The following is an 18,727-nucleotide window of genomic DNA, read 5'->3' as shown; positions in this document are numbered from 1 at the left end:
CAGTAACGGACCCAGCAGACCTTAAACGTGGCATTTCACCACATTTGGAATGCTATCGGACTCCAGAGCAGCTATTGGTATAAAACACACTGCATTTGGACCTGTAACGAGGAAATAGCGCCACTGGAGTCCGAAATCTTGCTCAAAAGGCGATAAATGTGCAAATAGCGTCATCTGGGTCCGAAAGTACTTGGGAGGATTATGACTCGCCTGTGGTGTGGACGTAGCGAGAGCAGTAGAAGCAGAAGCAGAAGCAGAAGCAGAAGCAGAAGCAGAAGCAGAAGCAGAAGCAGAAGCAGAAGCAGAAGCAGAAGCAGAAGCAGAAGCAGAAGCAGAAGCAGAAGCTCCAGACGTAGCAGTGGAATAGGCACAAGGGGAACGCAGAAGTGCGGAAGTAGGAGTAGTGTAGTAGCCGTAGCAGTGCTGAAGTAGCAGTTGAGTAGCAGTAGGGAAGGCATAGGTTCAAATGATGAATAGAGCTAGACGTACACTTTCGGGCTCTAACCAGTCCACCATACCGCGCTATATGCACAGCGGTTTAGCACAACGCGTTAGAGTAAGCAGAGATACTGTCCGAAATGGCCGATCTAATCATTCGAAATGTTCGACCTTATCGTACGAAACGGCTGTCTCTTAAGCCATGAAATAGCTCTCGGATAGCTTATTTTCTATGTTTTTATGACAGTAAATATGACACAATTCACAAGGTAGCGTAATCACAAATCTTTTCAAACAGAATAATCGTGATCAAAAAGTGTTATGTGTTATTTAAAATAACATGTAATACTGATTTCCTTTTATAAATCACTATTTAAAATACATAATCGATATTGTGTGTCATGTATGTTGACATGTAACCTGTCTTTAGATTATTATTGGACTATTCAAATTACAAATGAATAGATCTTTTTTCGTATATCCTTAATAATTGGTTTAAGGGTCTCTACCGGGAACCGTAAATTTCTGGCTACGAAAATATGCTCAGGCATATTTTTGTGGCCTTTTTGCTTTACAGGCGTGAAGTTGTGCTGGAATTAACTCAATGAGGGGGAGAAGGGCTATGGGAAATATTTTGATCAAAAATGCCGAAATCATTACGATGAACAAGCAAGAGGAAATTTTACACGGGGATGTCCGGATTAAGGATGATCTCATCGTTGAAATCGGCACTGGCCTGATCCCGCAGGGTGACGAGAAGATCATTGATGCTACGAACCGTACATTAATTCCGGGTTTTATCCAAACTCATATTCATCTATGCCAGACGTTATTCCGTGGTAAAGGGGACGATCTGGAGCTGATGGATTGGCTGCGCAAACGAATCTGGCCATTAGAGGCCGCGCATGATGAAGAATCCCTATATTATTCGGCTATGCTTGGCATCGGCGAACTGATCACCAGCGGCACGACGACGATTGTGGATATGGAGACTGTCCATCATACGGATTTTGCGTTTCAGGCTATAGCTAAAAGTGGAATCCGGGCCTTGTCCGGCAAGGTGATGATGGATCAAAAAGGGGGAGATGTGCCTGAGGCGCTGCAGGAGGATACCGCATCTTCTTTGCAGGAAAGTGTCGATTTACTGGAAAAATGGAATGGTTATGGAAACGGCCGGATTCAGTATGCATTTTCTCCACGTTTTGTGATTTCCTGTACAGAGCCTTTATTAACCGAGGTGCGGGATCTGTCCGCAAGATACGATGTGAAGGTGCATACTCATGCATCTGAGAATTTAGGGGAAATTGAGATTGTGCAGGCCATGACTGGCATGCGTAACATCGTCTATCTGGATCATCTAGGATTAGCCAATGAACGGCTTATACTGGCGCATTGCGTGTGGCTGGATGCTGAGGAGCGGCGGATTTTGCGGGATCGAGGGGTGCATGTAAGTCATTGCCCGGGTTCCAATCTGAAATTGGCCTCCGGAATTGCGGACACACCAGGGATGCTTCATGAGCATGTTTCTCTTAGTCTGGGAGCGGATGGCGCTCCATGCAATAACAATCTGGATATGTTTAATGAGATGCGATTGGCGGCGATTATTCAAAAGCCTCATCACGGACCCACAACCATGAATGCCCGCAGCGTATTCCGTATGGCTACTATTGGTGGGGCGAAGGCCGTAGGGATGGAGGATAAGATCGGGAGTATCGAGGTAGGCAAAAAAGCAGATCTAGTGCTCCTCAATCTCTACAATTTTCATACTTTTCCCTCTTATGACGTAGATCCCATCTCTAGAATTGTATATTCCGCTACGCGGGCAGATGTGGAGACAACGATAATCGACGGGGAGATCGTGATGGAAAGAGGTTTGCTAAAGACTGTGGATAAAGAAATTGTACTAAATGAAGCTAACCGTTCTATTAAAAGATTACTTACGCATACCTCGATCGTTTGAGGAGAGAGGGCGATTCGGATATCTTTATTTGCAGGGGATCACTGGACCCCCTGTTTTTTTATGAGAAAATATGAACATAAGGGAACTAAAGTGCCTTTTATGAGGTCGTATTAAGTGAGGTGAAGCTAATTGGAACTGGAAGGTCTTCAGCATAGCGAGACGATGAATGAACAGCAACTTAGAGAAATCATGAGCCGTTACGGAGAGGATATATGGAATTATATCTATTATCTTACCAAAAATTCTGAACAGGCCGATGATCTGGCCCAAGAAGTATTCATTAAATGTTATTACCGGATTGGCACGTACCGGGGGAATTCTTCATTTAAAGCATGGTTGCTTACGATTGCCAGGAATACTGTTTTTTCGCACCGGAAATCGCGCTTTTTTCGTTCGGGCTTATGGGGTGGTGTACAGCCATTGTCCACGGTTGATGTGAAGCAGCGGGAAAAAACTATCGAACCTCTTGGCGTAGCCCGATCTGCGGAGATGGAGTATTTGGGTAATCAGTCCATTGGTGAGATATGGGATCTAATTATGGCATTGTCTCCCAAGCTGCGCGAAATATTGGTCCTGGATTTGAAATATGAGCTCTCTATAAAAGAAATAGCTGAACTGATGAACTTGAGTCACGGAACGGTAAAATCAAGATTGCACCGAGCGCGGCAAAAAATTCAGAACAAATTAAAGGGGGTAGAATGATGGAGGATCATCAACCGGAATGGTATGCTCAGGCCCGAAAAGGACCTTTTGGAAATGAAAAGTTTACTATGAGGCATGCAGACAACGTCATTCGCCGAATTCAAGAAGATCAACAGGGAACGAAATCTTTTTCAGGAAAAAGACTATCTGTGCAAATGTGGGCTGTGGCAAGTTTTATTGTACTGTTGGGCTTAGGCATATTCTTTCTGAACGGAAGGTTCCTTGGTAATGAATCAAGCAACCCTGCGCAAACTGAGGTTTCGTCGCATTTCACGGAGGCTGAGCTACAGCGGAACGCAGATCAGGTGATGCAGAGTTTACTTGGAAAGACTTATCCGCTAGATCACCGGGAATGGCTTAAGGAGCAACAGCAGATATTTTACTCTTACCAGAAAGATGAGGACTCCGCATATATCTGGATCGATTATGAGACAGGAGAACTGGTGCAAACGAAGATGAGCGCGATGCTGACAACTGCAGAGATCGACGCTGAAATGAAAACCCGTGCGGAAGAGATCAAGGGCAAACTGGGTTATGCGAATGATTCAGCTTATGATGTGCTCAGATATGTTGAATATGATGCTACACAACATTCTAGCGTGAAAATTGAAAATAACTTTAGGGCGGAGAAATGGCGTATCGGATTTGTAAATGGTGAATTCGATTACGCATCAGCCACGCTTGAGGCCTCGGCGGTATCAGAAGAGACGCGTCAAGCTGGGGAAGAGGCATTGAAGGTGTTGAGAGGTAACGGAGGTGATGAAGAGCTTAGTTTAGTATTTCGGGCTATGGACAAGGATCAGGATAGACTTACGCTGCAATACGGATCAAAGGTTTCGGTTACGCTCGATACTGTTACTAGAAGGATTGAGCAGATTAGTGATACAAATCCTCGTGCTAGTGATAAAACAGATCCCAAACAACTAACGGTATTAGACCGTGAGCTGTCTCTAATTGATGGGGATCGTCTACGTGAGAAGGCCGCGCCTCTGCTGACTAAGATATTTAGCGTTGCTGATGTGGGCGAATATAGCTTGCTTAAAAGAGATCAGGAGCCCGGGAATCTCACCTTTCATAAGCTTGGCAGTCCTGAGATCACTGTATATTATGATAGTGATTTAACGATCTGGAAGGTGAAAGAGGATTCGCCAGCAAGCCAGTCTTAGATTGAAGGGCATAACATAATAGGCTTAAATAGGGAGGTTCCACAGCCGAAAAGGCGTGGGGTTTCCCTATTTGTAGTGGGAGCGAACGGTGCACATTTTTGATAAAAAAAGTAAGTATTGTTATACTAGAACAATCTGATATTTTACAGAAAAGATGAATAGATTTCATAATCAGAACAAATGAAAAGGTAAGAGGGGATTAAAACGTGAAAAAGCACGGGCCGAATCGAGCTCAGTTCTATATTGTTGTCCTGCTGCTATGGTTGAAGCTGCTCCTGCTAAGAGTGCTGTTCTTTGATAGAATTGCTTGGGAGTGGATTGCAGCAGATGTTGCTCCAGTCCTCTTCATCATGGGGATTCTGACGGTCATTACTCCTTCGCGGGTGAGAACAGCCGTCTATTGGACATTTAACGGGATATTATCGCTGCTGCTGTTCGCAGCCAGTGTATATTTCAATCACTTTGGTTCTGTTCCGACGTATCTGGCTTTATATGAACTGAATCAGGTATTTCAAGTGAAGGCAAGCGTAGAATCAACGATACAGACTATTGATTATTTATTTTTCGCTGATCTTGTGATCATGGTGATCTATGTCTTGATCCGCAGATGGAAGCATGGAAAAGCCTATCCGCATGAGCGTGAGCGATTCAGCTCCCGGAACACACGATTGGCACATATGATGGTGATTCTGGTGGCTATTCTTGGAGGTTTTGCTTTTTCGGCCAATTCTGTCAATTCTGCGCGGGGAATTACAAATGAACTTGTGCAGGCAGAAAGTGCCGGATTCCTGAATTATGAGGTCGTTGCCGCAATCAAGGTCAAGGAAGATAACAATCTCATTGGAACCGGAGATATTAAGGATACAATCGCGAAGATTGATGAGCTGCAAGCTTCCTATCCTTATAGTAGTAAGGCCGCGGGCACAGCACCTGAGTATTTCGGCTCGCAAAAGGGCAAAAATGTAATTGTCATTCAAATGGAAGCTTTTCAAAACTTCCCGTTGCATCAATCCCTGAAGGGTCAAGAGCTGACTCCAGTGTTGAACAAGTTGGCAGATGAGGGATTTTACTTCCCCCATGTCTACCAACAGATTGGTCCGGGCAATACTTCTGACGCTGAATTTATGAGCAACACGTCGATTTATCCAATCGGGACGTTGGCAATGTCCACTGGATTCGGGGACAGAGAACTGCCGAGCCTACCACGTCTGCTGAGAGATAAAGGATATGAGGCGTACACCTTTCACGTGAATCAAGTAGGCTTTTGGAATCGGAACGAGCTATATCCAGCGCTTGGCTTTAACGGTTATTATGACAAAGATTATTTTACTAATGATCATTTTAATGCGTTTGGTGCTTCCGATGAACAGCTTTATATTACGGGTGTCGAGAAAATGGCAGAATTGCAGAAGAAAGGAACTCCTTTCTACGCACAAATGGTGACGGCATCCAGCCATCATCCCTTCCAAATTCCGGACTCTTTTAAGAAGATCTCAGTGCCTGATGAGTTGAAAAACACGATGCTTGGCGATTATTTGACTGCTATTAACTATACTGATTATGCCATTGGAACTTTAATAGAGGGTTTGAAGAAAAACGGAATGTGGGATAACACTGTGCTGGTGATGTATGGTGATCATTTTGGCTTGCAGCCGCAGGATGTTCCACCGGAGCAAGTGGAAAGTGCACTGGGGATTCCATACGATTCCCGGATCAGTCGCTTTAATATTCCATTGATTGTACATGTACCAGGAATGGAGCAAGGGAAGGTAGTAGAGCGAACAGGTGGACAGTTGGATATTCTTCCTACAATAGCTAACCTATTGGGGGTTTCTTTAAGGGAAGAAGGTTATACAGCATTTGGTCATGACCTCTTGAACATTGATCGTAACGTGTTAGGGATGCGGTATTATTTACCTTCCGGTTCATTTTTTAATGATGATATTCTCTATGTGCCTGGTAAAGATTTTGCTGATGGTGAAGCTGTGTCGCTGGATACGCTTAAGCCAGTATCGGATTTTACAAAATATCAGACTGATTATGATTATATTTTGAAGCTAATGAATTTGTCCGACGAATATGTGAAGCTGTTACCACAGAGATAGGGGGAATCATGAAAAAGTTCTGGAAACCGGAGTATCTCGTAGGCCTTGCCGGCTGCGGTATCATTATTTATTTGCTATTCGTAGGGCCATTTATTGGTGTTGCCGATAATGGAGATTTTCTGCGTATGATGAATACCATCGGTCTGAACTACTACGATACTGCTGCATCGTATGCCGATCAGTTTTTCAGCTTTAGCCATTCTCGTTTTGCGTATGAGGATTTGTTTAGGGGCTTTTATCCTTCCTCACAGATTTTTATAGTGCTTGTGCCGAGGTTGATCGGCGGGCTCATCCATGGCAGCTTTTTTGATGTTCGTTTGCTGGGTGCAGTTTATGGGCTTCTTTTACTGGCGGCAACTTGGCTGCTGGTGAAGTATAATGCTCGTGGCTCTTATGTTACAGGGCTGCTGTTGGGTGCAGCTATCTTATTTGTATTTTACGATATCGGGTATGTGGCCTATTTCAACTCCTTGTTTGGAGAACCGGTGTCGATGGTGTTTATGCTGCTGACATTTGCATTAGGATTAAGATTAACTAGCCAAGAGAAGCCAACCACTAAAGGATTAACTTTGTTTTTTATCGCGATTCTGTTTCTGGTCACCTCCAAAATCCAGAATGCACCGATTGGGATTGCCTTTGCTCTGATTTTCTTGCGGTTTATGATGCTTGACGGAGAGGGCAAATGGAGGAAGCTGGCTTTACGTTTTTCGATTGCCATCTTTCTTGTATCCATCGTTTTGTATGTGGCAGCGCCAAAAGATCTGAAGCATATTAATCTGTATCAAACGGTGTTTTTTGGGATTTTAAACGAATCGCCGGATGTGAAGGGCGACTTGCAGGATCTCGGATTACCGGAGCGGCTGGAGGTACTGGCGGGTACGAATTATTTTCAGACCGATACAGTGATTAAGCAGGATGATCCTTCGCTGGTTCCGGACTTCTATGACCGTGTATCTCATAAAGATGTGTTGTTCTTCTATCTGAAGCATCCGGACCGGTTGATAGATAATATGAAATATGCTGCGAGCAACAGCATGGCGATTCGCCCGTATTATCTAGGAAACTACGAGAAAAGCGAGAATAAACCAGCAGGTGCATTATCCTATACTTACAGTGGATGGAGCCAATTCAAAAATAAACATATTCCGCACACGCTCGGATTTCTCTCCATATTCTATCTGGTGTATTTTGCGGGAGCCTTGTTCCAGTATTTCCGCAGCAGAGATATTCGCGGCAAAATTGCCGGCGAGCTGCTGATGCTGCTAGGGCTAATAGGGATTTTCTCCTTCTTGGTTCCGATTCTTGGGGACGGAAGGGCTGACATCGGTAAGCATTTATTCTTGTTTAATGTGTGCTTCGATATGATGGTCGTGGTCATGTTTGGGTGGATTGTTCACAAGGTAGTGGGATTTGTAAGACGTTAGCTTATGGAACAAATCAAACAGCAAGTTTCCGATTATGGAGACTTGCTGTTTTTATTAAAATATAAGAATTTATATGTTCCATATTGTAAATTATCCTTATATTTCTCGCTTAAACGCTTACCGTCCTTATAGCCGTCGAAGGCATTTATGCTTGTTCATCCTCAAATAACTCACGCAGCATCCCTTGACGATCGTTCATAAACGCTTTGGTCACGGTATAATGTTCAGTTTCCTCCAAGGCGACGGAACGTATTCCCTCTCCCTCCAAGAGAAAAATTTCAGCACCGGGATAGGACATCAGAATCGGCGAATGGGTAGCAATAATAAATTGTGAATCCTGCCCGACCAGCTCATGCATACGCACCAGCAGAGACATTTGACGTAAGGGGGAAAGCGCTGCTTCAGGCTCGTCGAGGATATAAAGACCGCGGCCGCCGAAACGGTGAACGAACGTAGCTAAAAAAGACTCTCCGTGGGACTGCTCATGCAGAGATTTGCCTCCGTAGGAGTCTTTGATCGGTGGGCCACCGGGTTGTTCATCCAACTCATCAATATAAGAAGCCACATTATAGTAACTCTCCGCACGTAGAAAAAAGCCGTCCTTCGGCCGTCTAACCCCTCTAGCAATTCTAAAATACTCATAGAGACTCGAATGCGAGGAACGAGTGTTAAAAGAAAAGTTTAGCGTTCCACCTTCAGGGTTAAAGCCCCAAGCAGCAGCAATTCCCTCTAACAAGGTTGATTTGCCCGTGCCGTTCTCTCCAACAAGAAAGGTCACTGGTTTTTGAAAAGTCAGGCGATCCAGCGTTCGAACAGCAGGCAGATGAAAAGGATAGGTTTGAAAGGATGGCACCAGATCACGCAGCAGCTCCGCGTGTCGCAAATACAACGTGGTGTTATTCATAGTTCCCCCCCTTGTGAATTTCAAAAAATAATCATCTTCGGACAGATTGGACAGAGATGACAAGTTTAGTGCCTCTAGCTAGACCTTTATAGTATAACAGCATCCAGCGAGTGGATGAAATCTTGACGGAGTTCGGGCAAGCCGGGCAAAAGACAGGGTACATCTGCCAATTTAATTCTAGTAATGACAGATGTCCATGAGGCGAGTGCTGACTCCGCATATAGTTATACTGTCTTGAGAATACAACGGGGCAGGGTGAAGGCCGTGAAAGCAAAAAGGAGAAAACACAAGCGTCCGCGAGATTATCGCGACGGTTATCACGAAGGATATCGTCTCGGCATGTGTGAGGCTGTGCAGCGTCGGAGTACTGTAGAGGTCGAAGCCTCTCGGCCATTTAAGCTAATGTATGTTCCTCAAGGGTTCCATGCAATCGATACTGGGGTAATTGAGGCGCTTCAGCAGCTTGTAAGTGAGCTTGTGATAAGCACTCCAGAAGCTATGCTGGAGACTGCGGCTCGGGAGATGCCCGGGGCAGTGCTGGTTATGAATGGACTGCATGTTTTTCCGGAAAATCATTTAGAACAGATTACAGAAATCAGAAAGCTGGGCATTCGGACTGCGATCTGGTTTGTGGATGATCCTTATTTTACAGAGGATACTTCAGTGATTTGCCGGCATTATGATCACGTCTTTACGCATGAGCTCGGTTGTGTGGAGTTTTATCAATCCTTTGGGGTTCCATCCGTTCATTATTTACCGCTTTGCGTCAATCCAAAGATGTTCTATCCACGCCGTACGGCACCGCAGTATAAGTACGACATTGTGTTTATTGGCAATGCATTTCATAATCGGACAGCGCTGTTTGATGAACTTGCCCCCTATCTAAAGGATAAGAAGGTGCTGATCGCTGGGGGGTTCTGGGAACGGCTTGCGACTTATGACCAGCTTGCCCCTTTTATTAGCAATGGCTTTATCCCGCCTGAGGAAACTGCGAACTATTACAGTGGCGCAAAGCTAGTCATTAATATTCACCGTCCGTGGGAGGAGGGGCAGGATAACCGGAATAGCTTCCGTTTACCATCACGCTCTATCAATCCGCGTACTTATGAGATCAGTGCCTGCGGTACTATGCAGCTTACGGATGTTCGTGAGGATCTGGGCAATTATTATCGACCAGGTTATGACTTGGATACTTTTGGCTCTGCTAAGGAATTGCAGGAGAAGATTGAGTACTATCTGAAGCATGAAAAAGAGCGCCGAATTTACGCTTTACGGGGACTACAGACAACCATGCGCAACCATACATTCACTGCGCGTTTGCCTCATTTGCTGAATGTGATTGCTTCAAGTGTATGAAATCTATAACGGGACAAAGGAGCGAGGATGATGATGAACAACAATGAATTTATTATGCCTGCACCACCGCTACCTCTGACACCTCCAGAGGAAGAAAAGCTTCGTGGTCGTCTGAGTGGTTTTAAGGGCGGATATGATGAGGGATATTTACGGGGGCGGCTTGCGATTTTGGATGGTCGGCCAGAAGAAGTATTTCCTGTACGGAATATTCATGTAATGTATGTGGCTTCTGGTAAAGGATATCCCTACTCTCCATTAGACGATGCAGTCCTCTACGCGCTGCAAAAATTAACCGCACAAGTCACGATAACGGATGTACGCCAAAACTTAGTGGAGTTAGCCGCCGCGCAAAGACCGGATCTGGTACTTGTGCTGGACGGTATGGATTTACCGCTTGAGCAGATCTCCGTTCTTCGGGCTAGCGGGATTAAGACAGCCATTTGGCTTACAGATGATCCTTATTACACTGATTTTACAGTTAAAATTGTGGCACATTACGATTTTGTGTTCACGCTTGAGCGTAATTGTATTGATTTTTATAAGGGACTTGGCTGCCCTGAAGTTCATTATCTTCCTTTTGCCGCTCACCGCGAGCATTACCGTCCAACTACAACACGTTCACCATTGAATCGCGAAGTTAGTTTTATTGGCTCTGCCTATTGGAACCGGGTTAATTTCTTCCGTGAGATTCTTCCGGATTTGATGAACTATAACACGGTGATTAATGGCATCTGGTGGGACCGTCTGCCTGAGGCGGCACTCTATGGAGATCGAATTGAGATTGGCAAATGGATGTCACCACAAGAAACCGCGGTAGCTTACAGCGGATCCAAAATCGTCATCAACCTCCACCGCTCGCACATTGATGAAGTAGTGAACAACAATACGCTTTCGATTCCGGCGGTATCTCCTAATCCGCGTACTTTTGAAATCGCGGCAACGGGTACGCTGCAATTAGTGGATGCCAGAGATGATATGGGATCCTTTTACAAACCTGGTGAAGAAATTGAGACTTTTGCAAGCCCTCAAGAAATGATGGATAAAATCCGTTATTACCTGACTCATGAGGAAGAACGCCGTGCGATAGCACTGCGCGCTTTTGAACGGACGCTTAAGGATCACACCTACACTAAACGTATACACCAGCTGTTAACAGTAATTTACGGCTAGGTCATATGCCCGAAAATGGAATGGAAATGTGCGCTTACCAGGGGACAGGTGTCGTGCCGGCATCTGTTTTTCCTCGATATACTGTAGAACCGAACCTCAGCTTATGCCTGTGGCCTGATGAAAAGAAGCAACGTCTGGAGCGGGCTTGTATAGCGGAGCGGAAGCGACTGGCTAGATTCGAGAGCAGAGTGGAAGCGAAGGGGCGAAGCTCGGGAGCGAAGTGAATTGACTGACGAGATTCTAGAGCTAAGCGGAAGCGATGTTGCGAGTCACAGGAGCGACCATTTTCAAAGAGAGTTTTACTGCGAAGGATAGAACTTAGCGCAAAGTTTGTAAATTTTTTAAGGAGGTGAATGGCTGCTCCAGGCCCCTCGTTAGGGAGCGCCGAAACGCCATGGCTGACAAAGCTACAATCGTCCTCTTTTCACATGTATCCAATACACGCAGTATTACGGGAGCGGAGAAGCTATTGTTGTTTTTCGCTCAGGAGCTTTCTCCGTACTTTAATTGTATCCTCGTTGCGCCTCAGGACGGCAAGCTGACTTCTCAGGCTCGAAGCTGTGGAATAAGTGTACAGTTGCTTTCGATTCCTCTTTTATATGGAATGTACACTCCTTATGCAGGGTTGGAGGCAGATGCTCAGAAATTCCAGGAAAGCAGGGAGTATCACGAGTTAACAGACTGGCTGAATTCCCTGCGCCCGGCGTTTGTTATTACAAGTACCTGTGTGCATGCTCTGCCAGCAATGGCTGCAAAGTCACTGGGCATTCCGGTGATATGGAAAATATCAGAGACGATAACAGACAATGAATATACACCTATTAGTGTAGGGCTGATTCATCGGAATAGTGATGAGATATTAGCTATTTCACAAACAGCTGCAGCTTGCTTTCCAGAGGACGTGAGAGCGGAAAAAGTGATCCAGCTGCCTCCCTCTTGGAATGATAAAGAGATGATGATTGAGGCTTGGAGCAAGCTTCGGAGCGAACGGCGGCGGGAATTGCGGGTTAAACCGCATGAACAGCTGGTCGGTTATATTTCTTCTTTTATCAACAAGGAAAAAGGGCTAGAACATTTTGTGAAAATGGCTGTGCTTGTGCACGCGGTTCATCCAAGCTCGAAATTTGTTGTCATTGGGTCTGCTGGTGATAAAAGCTACTATGAGCGTTGTGTCCGCAAGGTGAAGCTTGAGGGACTGTACACCCGGTTTAAATTTGTTGGTTATGCTGAATGCCTTCCATCCGCTTATTGCGCCATGGATGTGCTAGTGGTTCCTAGTCTGATCCGCGAAGGCTTCGGCATGACTGCTCTGGAAGGAATGGCTTTTGGAAAACCCGTGGTCGCTTACGACTCTGGGGGTTTACGAGAAATTCTGCACGCAGCGGGCTGCGGCGAAAATCTCGTGCCAGCATCGGACATTTCCGCGCTGGCAGAAAGAGTCAACGTCATGCTGGCGCAGCCAGGAATGGCGTTAACTATAGGCAGTCAAGCGCGGGAGCGCGTCGACGCCGTCTATGGTCCGGCGGCTTATCGGAGCCGCCTGCAGGGTCTTGCGGAGATGTGGAACCTCCGCTATTGCAGCGCACCCGCGGTGCGCGAGGCTGACAGCGTGGTGGTGGTGGAACCACCCGCTGTCCAGCCTGACTTACCCGCAGCGTCGCCGGCTTTGCCGCCGCGAAGCAAGGGCCTGCCGAGCCGCGTCGCCCGCAAGCGGCGCGGCAAAGCCCGGGCGCGCCGGCGAAGCGGGCGCCCGTTGGTTTTGCGCCGCGTTGCTCGCAAGCGGCGTAAAGGTTCTGCCCGGCGGCGCAGCACCGCCGGGGGCAAGCGCCGCCGGGCCCGCCGCGGTGGACGGCGGCGCGCGGCGTAAATGCCTCGATTGCAGCGAAGTGGCAAGCTGAGTACAAAGAGAGATAAAAATGCTCTTCATTGAGCTCAATCCAGCAACCAGAGCCAAATGAACGGTATAATTCCCGCTAAATGAGCTCAATCCAGCAACCAGAGCCAAATGAGCAGTATAAATCCCGCAAAACAAGCTCAATCCAGCAACTTGAGCCAAATGAACGGTACATTTCCCGCAAAAAGAGCTCAATCCAGCAACTTGAGCGCAATGAACGGTAAAAATCCCGTTTAAAGAGCTCAATCCAGCAACCTGAGCCAAATGAACGGTAAAAATCCCGCAAAATGAGCTCAATCCAGCAATCTGAACGCAATGAGCGGTATAAATCCCGCTAAATGAGCTCAATCCAGCAACCAGAGCACAGTCCGCTGACTGAGCCAAGTCAGACCATAATTAAACAGGCAGGGGAGTGAACTCATGAAGATCATGACGATTTTAGGCACGAGGCCTGAAATCATTCGCCTCAGTGTAATCATTCCGCTTCTCGACGAACATGCTGAGCGGCACATCCTGGTGCATACAGGCCAGAACTTCACCGCCAGTCTCAGCGGTATTTTCTTTGCTGAGCTGGGACTGCGGGCACCGGATTATGTGCTGCAGGATAAACAAGCAGGACTAGGCGGTCAGCTTGCCGCCATGTTCGGAGGGTTAGAAAGCATTTTACTAAAAGAACAGCCAGATCGTGTCTTGCTTCTGGGCGATACGAACAGCGCGTTATGCGCGATTTTGGCTGAACGTATGGGAATTCCGGTGGTGCATATGGAAGCGGGCAACCGTTGCTATGACCTCCAAGTACCAGAAGAGAAAAACCGCCGTGTCATCGACGCCGTTTCGACCATTAATATGCCTTATACGCAGCAGAGCAAAAGACATCTAATCAGCGAAGGTTTCCCCAGCAGGCGTATCGTGTTAACAGGAAATCCGATCCATGAGGTCATGACCCATTTTGAGCACAAAATCCAAACTAGCGACATTCTGGAGCAGCTGAAGCTTACCTCAGGACAGTATTTTCTAGTCACGGCCCACCGTGCTGAGAATGTAGACGATCCAGAGTCCCTTGTACAAATTATGTCGGGTCTTAACGCAGTGGCTGAGCATTTTGGAATTCGTTTAATATGCAGCATTCATCCTCGCACTCGCTCCAAACTTACCGAGCAATTTTCCCTTCCAATGAACCCACTAGTTGAATTTCATGAACCTTTCGGATTTTTTGATTTTGTCTATTTGGAACAGCACGCCTTATGTGCCATCACCGACAGCGGGACTGTACAGGAGGAATGCTGCTTGATGAAAGTGCCAACAGTTACGATTCGCAGAACGACGGAACGTCCAGAAACAGTGGATTGTGGCAGCAATGTAGTCTCAGGTGTAGATCAGAAAAGTATTCTTCGCAGCGTCAAGCTGATGACGGCGCTCAATCGGGATTGGGAGGCACCGGAAGGATACATGACTCCGGATGTTTCGGTCAAGGTAGTTAAATTCTTGCTTGGAGGGAACCTGCATGTTCAATAATAAAAGGATTGTGGTCACAGGCGGAACTGGTTCCTGGGGGCATGAGCTGATTAGGCAACTTCTGCCACAAAATCCTAAGGAAATCATCGTATTCTCCCGCAGTGAATCCGCTCAAGTGGCGATGAGCCGGGAGTTTGAAGATCAACGTCTCAGCTTTATCATTGGCGATATCCGTGACAAGGATGCGCTGATTGCAGCCTGCCGTGGCGTTGATTACATCTTTCATCTGGCGGCGCTCAAACATGTTCCAGTCTGTGAAGATCAGCCTTATGAAGCACTCAAAACCAATGTAGTGGGAACTCAAAATGTGATCGAAGCTGCCATTGTAAATGGCGTTGAAAAAGCAATTTACATCTCTACCGATAAGGCTGCGAACCCATCCAACTTCTATGGAATGACCAAAGCGATCGGGGAAAAATTGTTCGTTTATGCCAATCTGATTGGCTCAAACACCCGGTTCGTTACTGTACGCGGAGGTAATGTGCTCGGAACGAACGGCAGCGTCGTGCATTTGTTCATGAAGCAGATTAAGGATAAGGGTCAGGTACGCATTACGGATATGAAAATGACCCGCTTCTTTTTTACCCTACGCGATGCTATTACATTATTATTTAAAGCTTCTGAGGTTAGCTTGGGTGGAGAAATCTTCGTCATGACTATGCCTACCTGCCGAATTATCGATCTTGCTGAGGTGCTGATTGAAGCTTCCGGAGAGTCCAATGTGAGTATTGTCGAGACCGGGATTCGTCCGGGGGAGAAAATCCACGAGATTCTGATGAGTGATTTCGAAAGCTTAACTACCGTTGTCTACGATGAACAGTATCTAGTAATTCTCCCTACGCTGAACATGCCGGAATTAAAGGCACATTATAGCGCTTATCCTCATGTCTCTTTCAATAGCTTCAGTTCAGAGACGAATCTGATGGATCGGGAAGAGATCAAAAGCATCTTGATCCGGGGAGGGTTCCTGCAATGAAGCTGCTTATCCTAGGTGGAAACGGTATGGCGGGGCATATGCTGGCGGATTATTTTCGCCGCCAGGGCAAGCATCACGTCTTCCATACAACCCGGGATAAGAGCGATCTTGGCGGGCTGTATGTAGATGCGAACGATATAGCCGGAGTTGAGAAGCTGGTCGATATCGTTTCCCCTCATTGCATTATCAATGCAATGGGGGTTCTCAATCAATTCGCGGAGCGTGACAAAATTGGGGCTTACCACGTGAATGGCTTTCTCCCTCATCACTTGTGGCGAAAGGCGGAGGATGTTCAGGCAAGGCTCATCCATATCAGTACCGACTGCGTGTTCGAAGGAACACGCGGAGGGTACACCGAAGAGGATGCTCCTGATGGAACCTCTGTATATGCAATTTCGAAAAGCCTCGGTGAGGTGCAAAAACCCGGGCATCTTACGATTCGCACTTCCATTATTGGCCCCGAAATCCGCTCAGGCGGTATTGGTCTGATGGATTGGTTCCTGGCGCAGAGTGGTAAAGTTTCAGGATACCGGCGGGTGATGTGGAACGGGGTCACAACGCTCCAATTAGCCAAAGCAGTGGATGTAATGCTGGATTCCTCCGTATCGGGGCTGATCCATTTAGCGCATCCAGAGCCAGTAAGTAAATATGAGCTGCTTCAGCATATTCAGGCGGCTTTTCATAAAGAAAATGTGGAGATCATCCCTGAGGATGAACATATTCAGGATCGTACACTAGTGAATACAAGAGCGGATGTCCTCTTGCCGCTGCCTTCATATCCTTTAATGCTGCAGGAACTGGCTGACTGGATGAAACAGTCAGAGATGTATTTATGACAGGGCAAAGACTTCTGATTACCGGAGCCGGTGGATTCACCGGGCAACATGCGGTTCGATTATTTTCGGCTGGAGGGGCTGAGGTTATCGCTGTATTGCGGCCGCAATCGACAGCTGCCTCCACTCTTTTTCCAGAAGGAGTAAAGATATATGTTTGTGATTTAAGTGACCGGAAAGCAGTAGCTGAGATGATCAAGCAAACTGCGCCGGACGCTGTCCTTCATTTGGCTGGGAAGAACTCCGTACCCGAGTCATGGCTTAATCCCTTGCTTTATATGGAGACAAATGTGATGGCCACCTTATATTTACTAGAGGCAATGCGAAGCTTGCCGAGCAGTCGGATTCTAGTGGCAGGCTCCAGACTTAAGTTCAAACCGGGTGTGGTGGCTGGGCCACCACACCCGTATAGCCTTAGCAAAACAATAGAAGAGCTGGTGTCCCTCGCTTGGGGCACCTTATTTAAACAGCCGGTTCTGCTGGCTGAGCCGTGTAATCTGATTGGTCCCGGTCCTTCCACCGGCTTCTGCTCTTTATTAGCACAGCACATTGTTCGAAGTGAAGTCCAGCCAGATGAGGAAATACCTCCATTTAAGCTCTCTTCTCGTTATGCGCTGCGTGATTTTTTAGATGTTAGAGATGCCGTTAGAGCTTATGACTACATTTTGCGTAAAGGTACAAATGGAACCATCTATCGCATCGATTCGGGGAAGCAGCGGGAACTCGGGGAGATCGCGGAGCAGCTGCTCAGTCATTCTGTAGGACCAGTGCCAATGGACTGGGGACCTGCAGATGCTGAACGGGCTATTTCAGAGATCGCAGCCACAGCGGATAAGAAGGTTCATTCAGAAGCATCAACCCCTGAGGCTGATGTGTTTTCACTGGGCTGGCGTCCGGAGATTGGGCTTAGCCAATCGTTAATGGATATTTTGAATTATTACCGAGTTAACGGGGAGGGGAGGTTGTTATGAGACCGAAGGTTTCGGTAGTGATTCCTTTTTATAATTGTCCTTATATTGAACACGCCCTGCAAAGTGCGCTCTCCCAGTCTTGGGAACCTTACGAGATCATTATTGTCGATGACGGCTCGCACGCTCATAGCAATCTAATTACACCGTATCTCTCCCGAATTCATTATTTGGGCAAAGGCAACGGGGGAACCGCCTCCGCACTGAATCACGGCATTTTGAATGCAACAGGGGACTATGTGGTCTGGCTTAGTTCAGACGATTTATTTTATCGGGATAAGATCAACAATCAGGTTCTGTTCATGGAGCAGAACCACTTGTTAATCTCCTATACCAACTTTAATTATATTAACGCTCAATCGCAGCTGGTTCAGCTGAATGCTGCGCCATTGTTTCCTAGTCACCTGGATTACTTACGTTGTTTTTTACACGGTAATCCTATTAATGGCTGTACGGTGATGTTTAAACGAGAGGTGTTTGGAGCCATAGGGCTTTTTGATGAATCACTTCCTTACACACATGATTATGACTTATGGTTCCGCGCCATTCTGAACGGATATCCACCTGTGATGTTGAATCAATCACTTACAGCTTACCGGACTCATGATGGCATGGGAACGATCAAATATTTTGATGTAATTATGGCAGAGGCAGCTGCGACCAATGCCCGCTACAAGAATTCGCTGCAGCACTTGATTTCTTCTATGGGGGCTGAAGGTAATGTACCGGGAAATTGAAGTGAATGACTTTCTGCCAGTCTTACTGGAACAGTTGAAATTCTGCGAGAGTATTCTGGATATCGGCAGCGGCACCGGTACCCTGCTTGAACGATATGAAGCCGCAGTAGTGCTTGGATTAGAAATTCACAGGCCGTACCTGCTGCATCGTCAATATAAGTCACCTCATATTATTCCGGTACATGCAGATGCCAGTCATATGGATAAATTGTTCCTCCCCAAAACATTTTCAGCGGTTACCTTTATTGATTCAATAGAGCACTTTAATAAAAATGAAGCGAAGACACTGCTCGGGATGGCCGAAAGAATCGCCAATAACCGAGTAGTTGTATTTACCCCTCGGGGCTTTTTTCCACAGGAGGGTATGGATCATTATCATTTGCAGGGGGAGCATTATCAAAAGCACCGGAGCGGATGGGAGCCGGAGGATTTTATTGCACTGGGGTATGAGGTAACGGTACTGAAAGGCTTCCATCATGCCCAAAACCCATCGTTTCGAGAAGCGTTCGGTGAAGACCATGCACCAGTAGATGCCTTGCTTGCTTGTAAAACAGTATAAAAAGTTGAGCTCCGGGTGAA

The 18,727-nt window shown here is 46.6% G+C and carries 17 protein-coding genes and 1 riboswitch; of the genes, 16 read left to right on the top strand and 1 reads right to left on the bottom strand.

The genetic code is table 11. The features are described from left to right. The first annotated feature begins 217 nt into the window (after positions 1-217). From NSS82_RS27165 to wsfD, 6 genes are all read left to right on the top strand, one after another. Positions 218-367 carry a hypothetical protein gene (locus NSS82_RS27165; RefSeq protein ID WP_341109909.1) on the top strand — a complete coding sequence of 50 codons (150 nt, stop codon included), beginning with the start codon at positions 218-220 and terminating at the stop codon, positions 365-367. Between the two features lie 524 nt (positions 368-891). Then, positions 892-990: riboswitch (purine riboswitch) on the top strand. A 70-nt stretch (positions 991-1,060) separates the two neighbouring features. Continuing rightward, positions 1,061-2,398, top strand: coding sequence for a 5'-deoxyadenosine deaminase (locus tag NSS82_RS27160; protein ID WP_076272753.1), 1,338 nt, complete (start codon positions 1,061-1,063; stop codon positions 2,396-2,398). A 129-nt stretch (positions 2,399-2,527) separates the two neighbouring features. Further along, a complete protein-coding gene (locus NSS82_RS27155) occupies positions 2,528-3,100 on the top strand; it encodes an RNA polymerase sigma factor (RefSeq protein WP_076272754.1) in 573 nt (190 codons plus the stop codon). Continuing rightward, positions 3,097-4,266 (top strand): hypothetical protein, encoded by a 1,170-nt coding sequence (locus NSS82_RS27150; protein WP_143761267.1) that lies wholly within the window; start codon positions 3,097-3,099, stop codon positions 4,264-4,266. The genes NSS82_RS27155 and NSS82_RS27150 overlap by 4 nt, the downstream gene beginning before the upstream one ends. A gap of 206 nt (positions 4,267-4,472) precedes the next feature. After that, the gene (locus NSS82_RS27145; RefSeq protein ID WP_076103703.1) at positions 4,473-6,371 is read left to right on the top strand and encodes an LTA synthase family protein; all 1,899 of its coding nucleotides are present in this window, start codon (positions 4,473-4,475) and stop codon (positions 6,369-6,371) included. A gap of 8 nt (positions 6,372-6,379) precedes the next feature. Continuing rightward, a complete protein-coding gene (gene wsfD / locus NSS82_RS27140) occupies positions 6,380-7,795 on the top strand; it encodes a glycan biosynthesis hexose transferase WsfD (RefSeq protein ID WP_076103701.1) in 1,416 nt (471 codons plus the stop codon). Between the two features lie 145 nt (positions 7,796-7,940). Here wsfD and NSS82_RS27135 read toward each other — a convergent pair whose 3' ends face one another. After that, a complete protein-coding gene (locus tag NSS82_RS27135) occupies positions 7,941-8,699 on the bottom strand; it encodes an AAA family ATPase (RefSeq protein ID WP_036679711.1) in 759 nt (252 codons plus the stop codon). Positions 8,700-8,954: 255 nt separating this feature from the next. Here NSS82_RS27135 and NSS82_RS27130 point away from each other — a divergent pair, with 255 nt between their 5' ends. The 10 genes from NSS82_RS27130 (at position 8,955) to NSS82_RS27085 (ending at position 18,707) form a co-directional block, all read left to right on the top strand. Beyond that, positions 8,955-10,055: a CgeB family protein gene (locus NSS82_RS27130; RefSeq protein ID WP_036679709.1), complete on the top strand. Its 1,101-nt coding sequence runs from the start codon at positions 8,955-8,957 to the stop codon at positions 10,053-10,055. A 54-nt stretch (positions 10,056-10,109) separates the two neighbouring features. Then, a complete protein-coding gene (locus tag NSS82_RS27125; protein WP_036679773.1) occupies positions 10,110-11,225 on the top strand; it encodes a CgeB family protein in 1,116 nt (371 codons plus the stop codon). Between the two features lie 53 nt (positions 11,226-11,278). Next, the gene (locus NSS82_RS27120; protein ID WP_155288192.1) at positions 11,279-11,449 is read left to right on the top strand and encodes a hypothetical protein; all 171 of its coding nucleotides are present in this window, start codon (positions 11,279-11,281) and stop codon (positions 11,447-11,449) included. Positions 11,450-11,619: 170 nt separating this feature from the next. After that, a complete protein-coding gene (locus NSS82_RS27115) occupies positions 11,620-13,092 on the top strand; it encodes a glycosyltransferase (RefSeq protein WP_052097299.1) in 1,473 nt (490 codons plus the stop codon). A gap of 447 nt (positions 13,093-13,539) precedes the next feature. Beyond that, complete coding sequence (gene wecB / locus NSS82_RS27110) at positions 13,540-14,634, top strand: non-hydrolyzing UDP-N-acetylglucosamine 2-epimerase (protein WP_076103696.1); 1,095 nt, start codon at positions 13,540-13,542, stop codon at positions 14,632-14,634. Continuing rightward, positions 14,624-15,610 (top strand): polysaccharide biosynthesis protein, encoded by a 987-nt coding sequence (locus NSS82_RS27105; RefSeq protein ID WP_036679704.1) that lies wholly within the window; start codon positions 14,624-14,626, stop codon positions 15,608-15,610. The genes wecB and NSS82_RS27105 overlap by 11 nt, the downstream gene beginning before the upstream one ends. Continuing rightward, positions 15,607-16,446, top strand: a complete 840-nt coding sequence (locus NSS82_RS27100; protein WP_076103694.1) for a dTDP-4-dehydrorhamnose reductase family protein — start codon at positions 15,607-15,609, stop codon at positions 16,444-16,446. Before NSS82_RS27105 ends, NSS82_RS27100 begins: the two co-directional genes overlap by 4 nt. Continuing rightward, positions 16,443-17,414 (top strand): NAD-dependent epimerase/dehydratase family protein, encoded by a 972-nt coding sequence (locus NSS82_RS27095; protein WP_076272755.1) that lies wholly within the window; start codon positions 16,443-16,445, stop codon positions 17,412-17,414. Before NSS82_RS27100 ends, NSS82_RS27095 begins: the two co-directional genes overlap by 4 nt. After that, positions 17,411-18,148 carry a glycosyltransferase gene (locus NSS82_RS27090; RefSeq protein WP_076272756.1) on the top strand — a complete coding sequence of 246 codons (738 nt, stop codon included), beginning with the start codon at positions 17,411-17,413 and terminating at the stop codon, positions 18,146-18,148. The genes NSS82_RS27095 and NSS82_RS27090 overlap by 4 nt, the downstream gene beginning before the upstream one ends. Continuing rightward, complete coding sequence (locus NSS82_RS27085; RefSeq protein ID WP_036679697.1) at positions 18,132-18,707, top strand: class I SAM-dependent methyltransferase; 576 nt, start codon at positions 18,132-18,134, stop codon at positions 18,705-18,707. Before NSS82_RS27090 ends, NSS82_RS27085 begins: the two co-directional genes overlap by 17 nt. The last annotated feature ends 20 nt before the right edge of the window (positions 18,708-18,727 follow it).

The sequence above is a fragment of the Paenibacillus sp. FSL H7-0735 genome (assembly GCF_038008505.1).
In the GTDB taxonomy this organism is placed as follows: Bacteria; Bacillota; Bacilli; order Paenibacillales; family Paenibacillaceae; genus Paenibacillus_AQ; species Paenibacillus_AQ odorifer.
Note: the sequence above shows the minus strand (reverse complement) of the source record. Positions and strands in the feature narration are given on the sequence as shown.

What these genes read in the sequence shown, in the direction of transcription:
- NSS82_RS27160 (WP_076272753.1), top strand. Translation starts at nt 1,061, where the DNA reads ATGGGAAATATTTTGATCAAAAATGCCGAAATCATTACGATGAACAAG.
- NSS82_RS27150 (WP_143761267.1), top strand. Translation starts at nt 3,097, where the DNA reads ATGATGGAGGATCATCAACCGGAATGGTATGCTCAGGCCCGAAAAGGA.
- wsfD (WP_076103701.1), top strand. Translation starts at nt 6,380, where the DNA reads ATGAAAAAGTTCTGGAAACCGGAGTATCTCGTAGGCCTTGCCGGCTGC.
- NSS82_RS27135 (WP_036679711.1), bottom strand. Translation starts at nt 8,699, where the DNA reads ATGAATAACACCACGTTGTATTTGCGACACGCGGAGCTGCTGCGTGAT.
- NSS82_RS27125 (WP_036679773.1), top strand. Translation starts at nt 10,110, where the DNA reads ATGCCTGCACCACCGCTACCTCTGACACCTCCAGAGGAAGAAAAGCTT.
- NSS82_RS27115 (WP_052097299.1), top strand. Translation starts at nt 11,620, where the DNA reads ATGGCTGACAAAGCTACAATCGTCCTCTTTTCACATGTATCCAATACA.
- wecB (WP_076103696.1), top strand. Translation starts at nt 13,540, where the DNA reads ATGAAGATCATGACGATTTTAGGCACGAGGCCTGAAATCATTCGCCTC.
- NSS82_RS27105 (WP_036679704.1), top strand. Translation starts at nt 14,624, where the DNA reads ATGTTCAATAATAAAAGGATTGTGGTCACAGGCGGAACTGGTTCCTGG.
- NSS82_RS27100 (WP_076103694.1), top strand. Translation starts at nt 15,607, where the DNA reads ATGAAGCTGCTTATCCTAGGTGGAAACGGTATGGCGGGGCATATGCTG.
- NSS82_RS27095 (WP_076272755.1), top strand. Translation starts at nt 16,443, where the DNA reads ATGACAGGGCAAAGACTTCTGATTACCGGAGCCGGTGGATTCACCGGG.
- NSS82_RS27090 (WP_076272756.1), top strand. Translation starts at nt 17,411, where the DNA reads ATGAGACCGAAGGTTTCGGTAGTGATTCCTTTTTATAATTGTCCTTAT.
- NSS82_RS27085 (WP_036679697.1), top strand. Translation starts at nt 18,132, where the DNA reads ATGTACCGGGAAATTGAAGTGAATGACTTTCTGCCAGTCTTACTGGAA.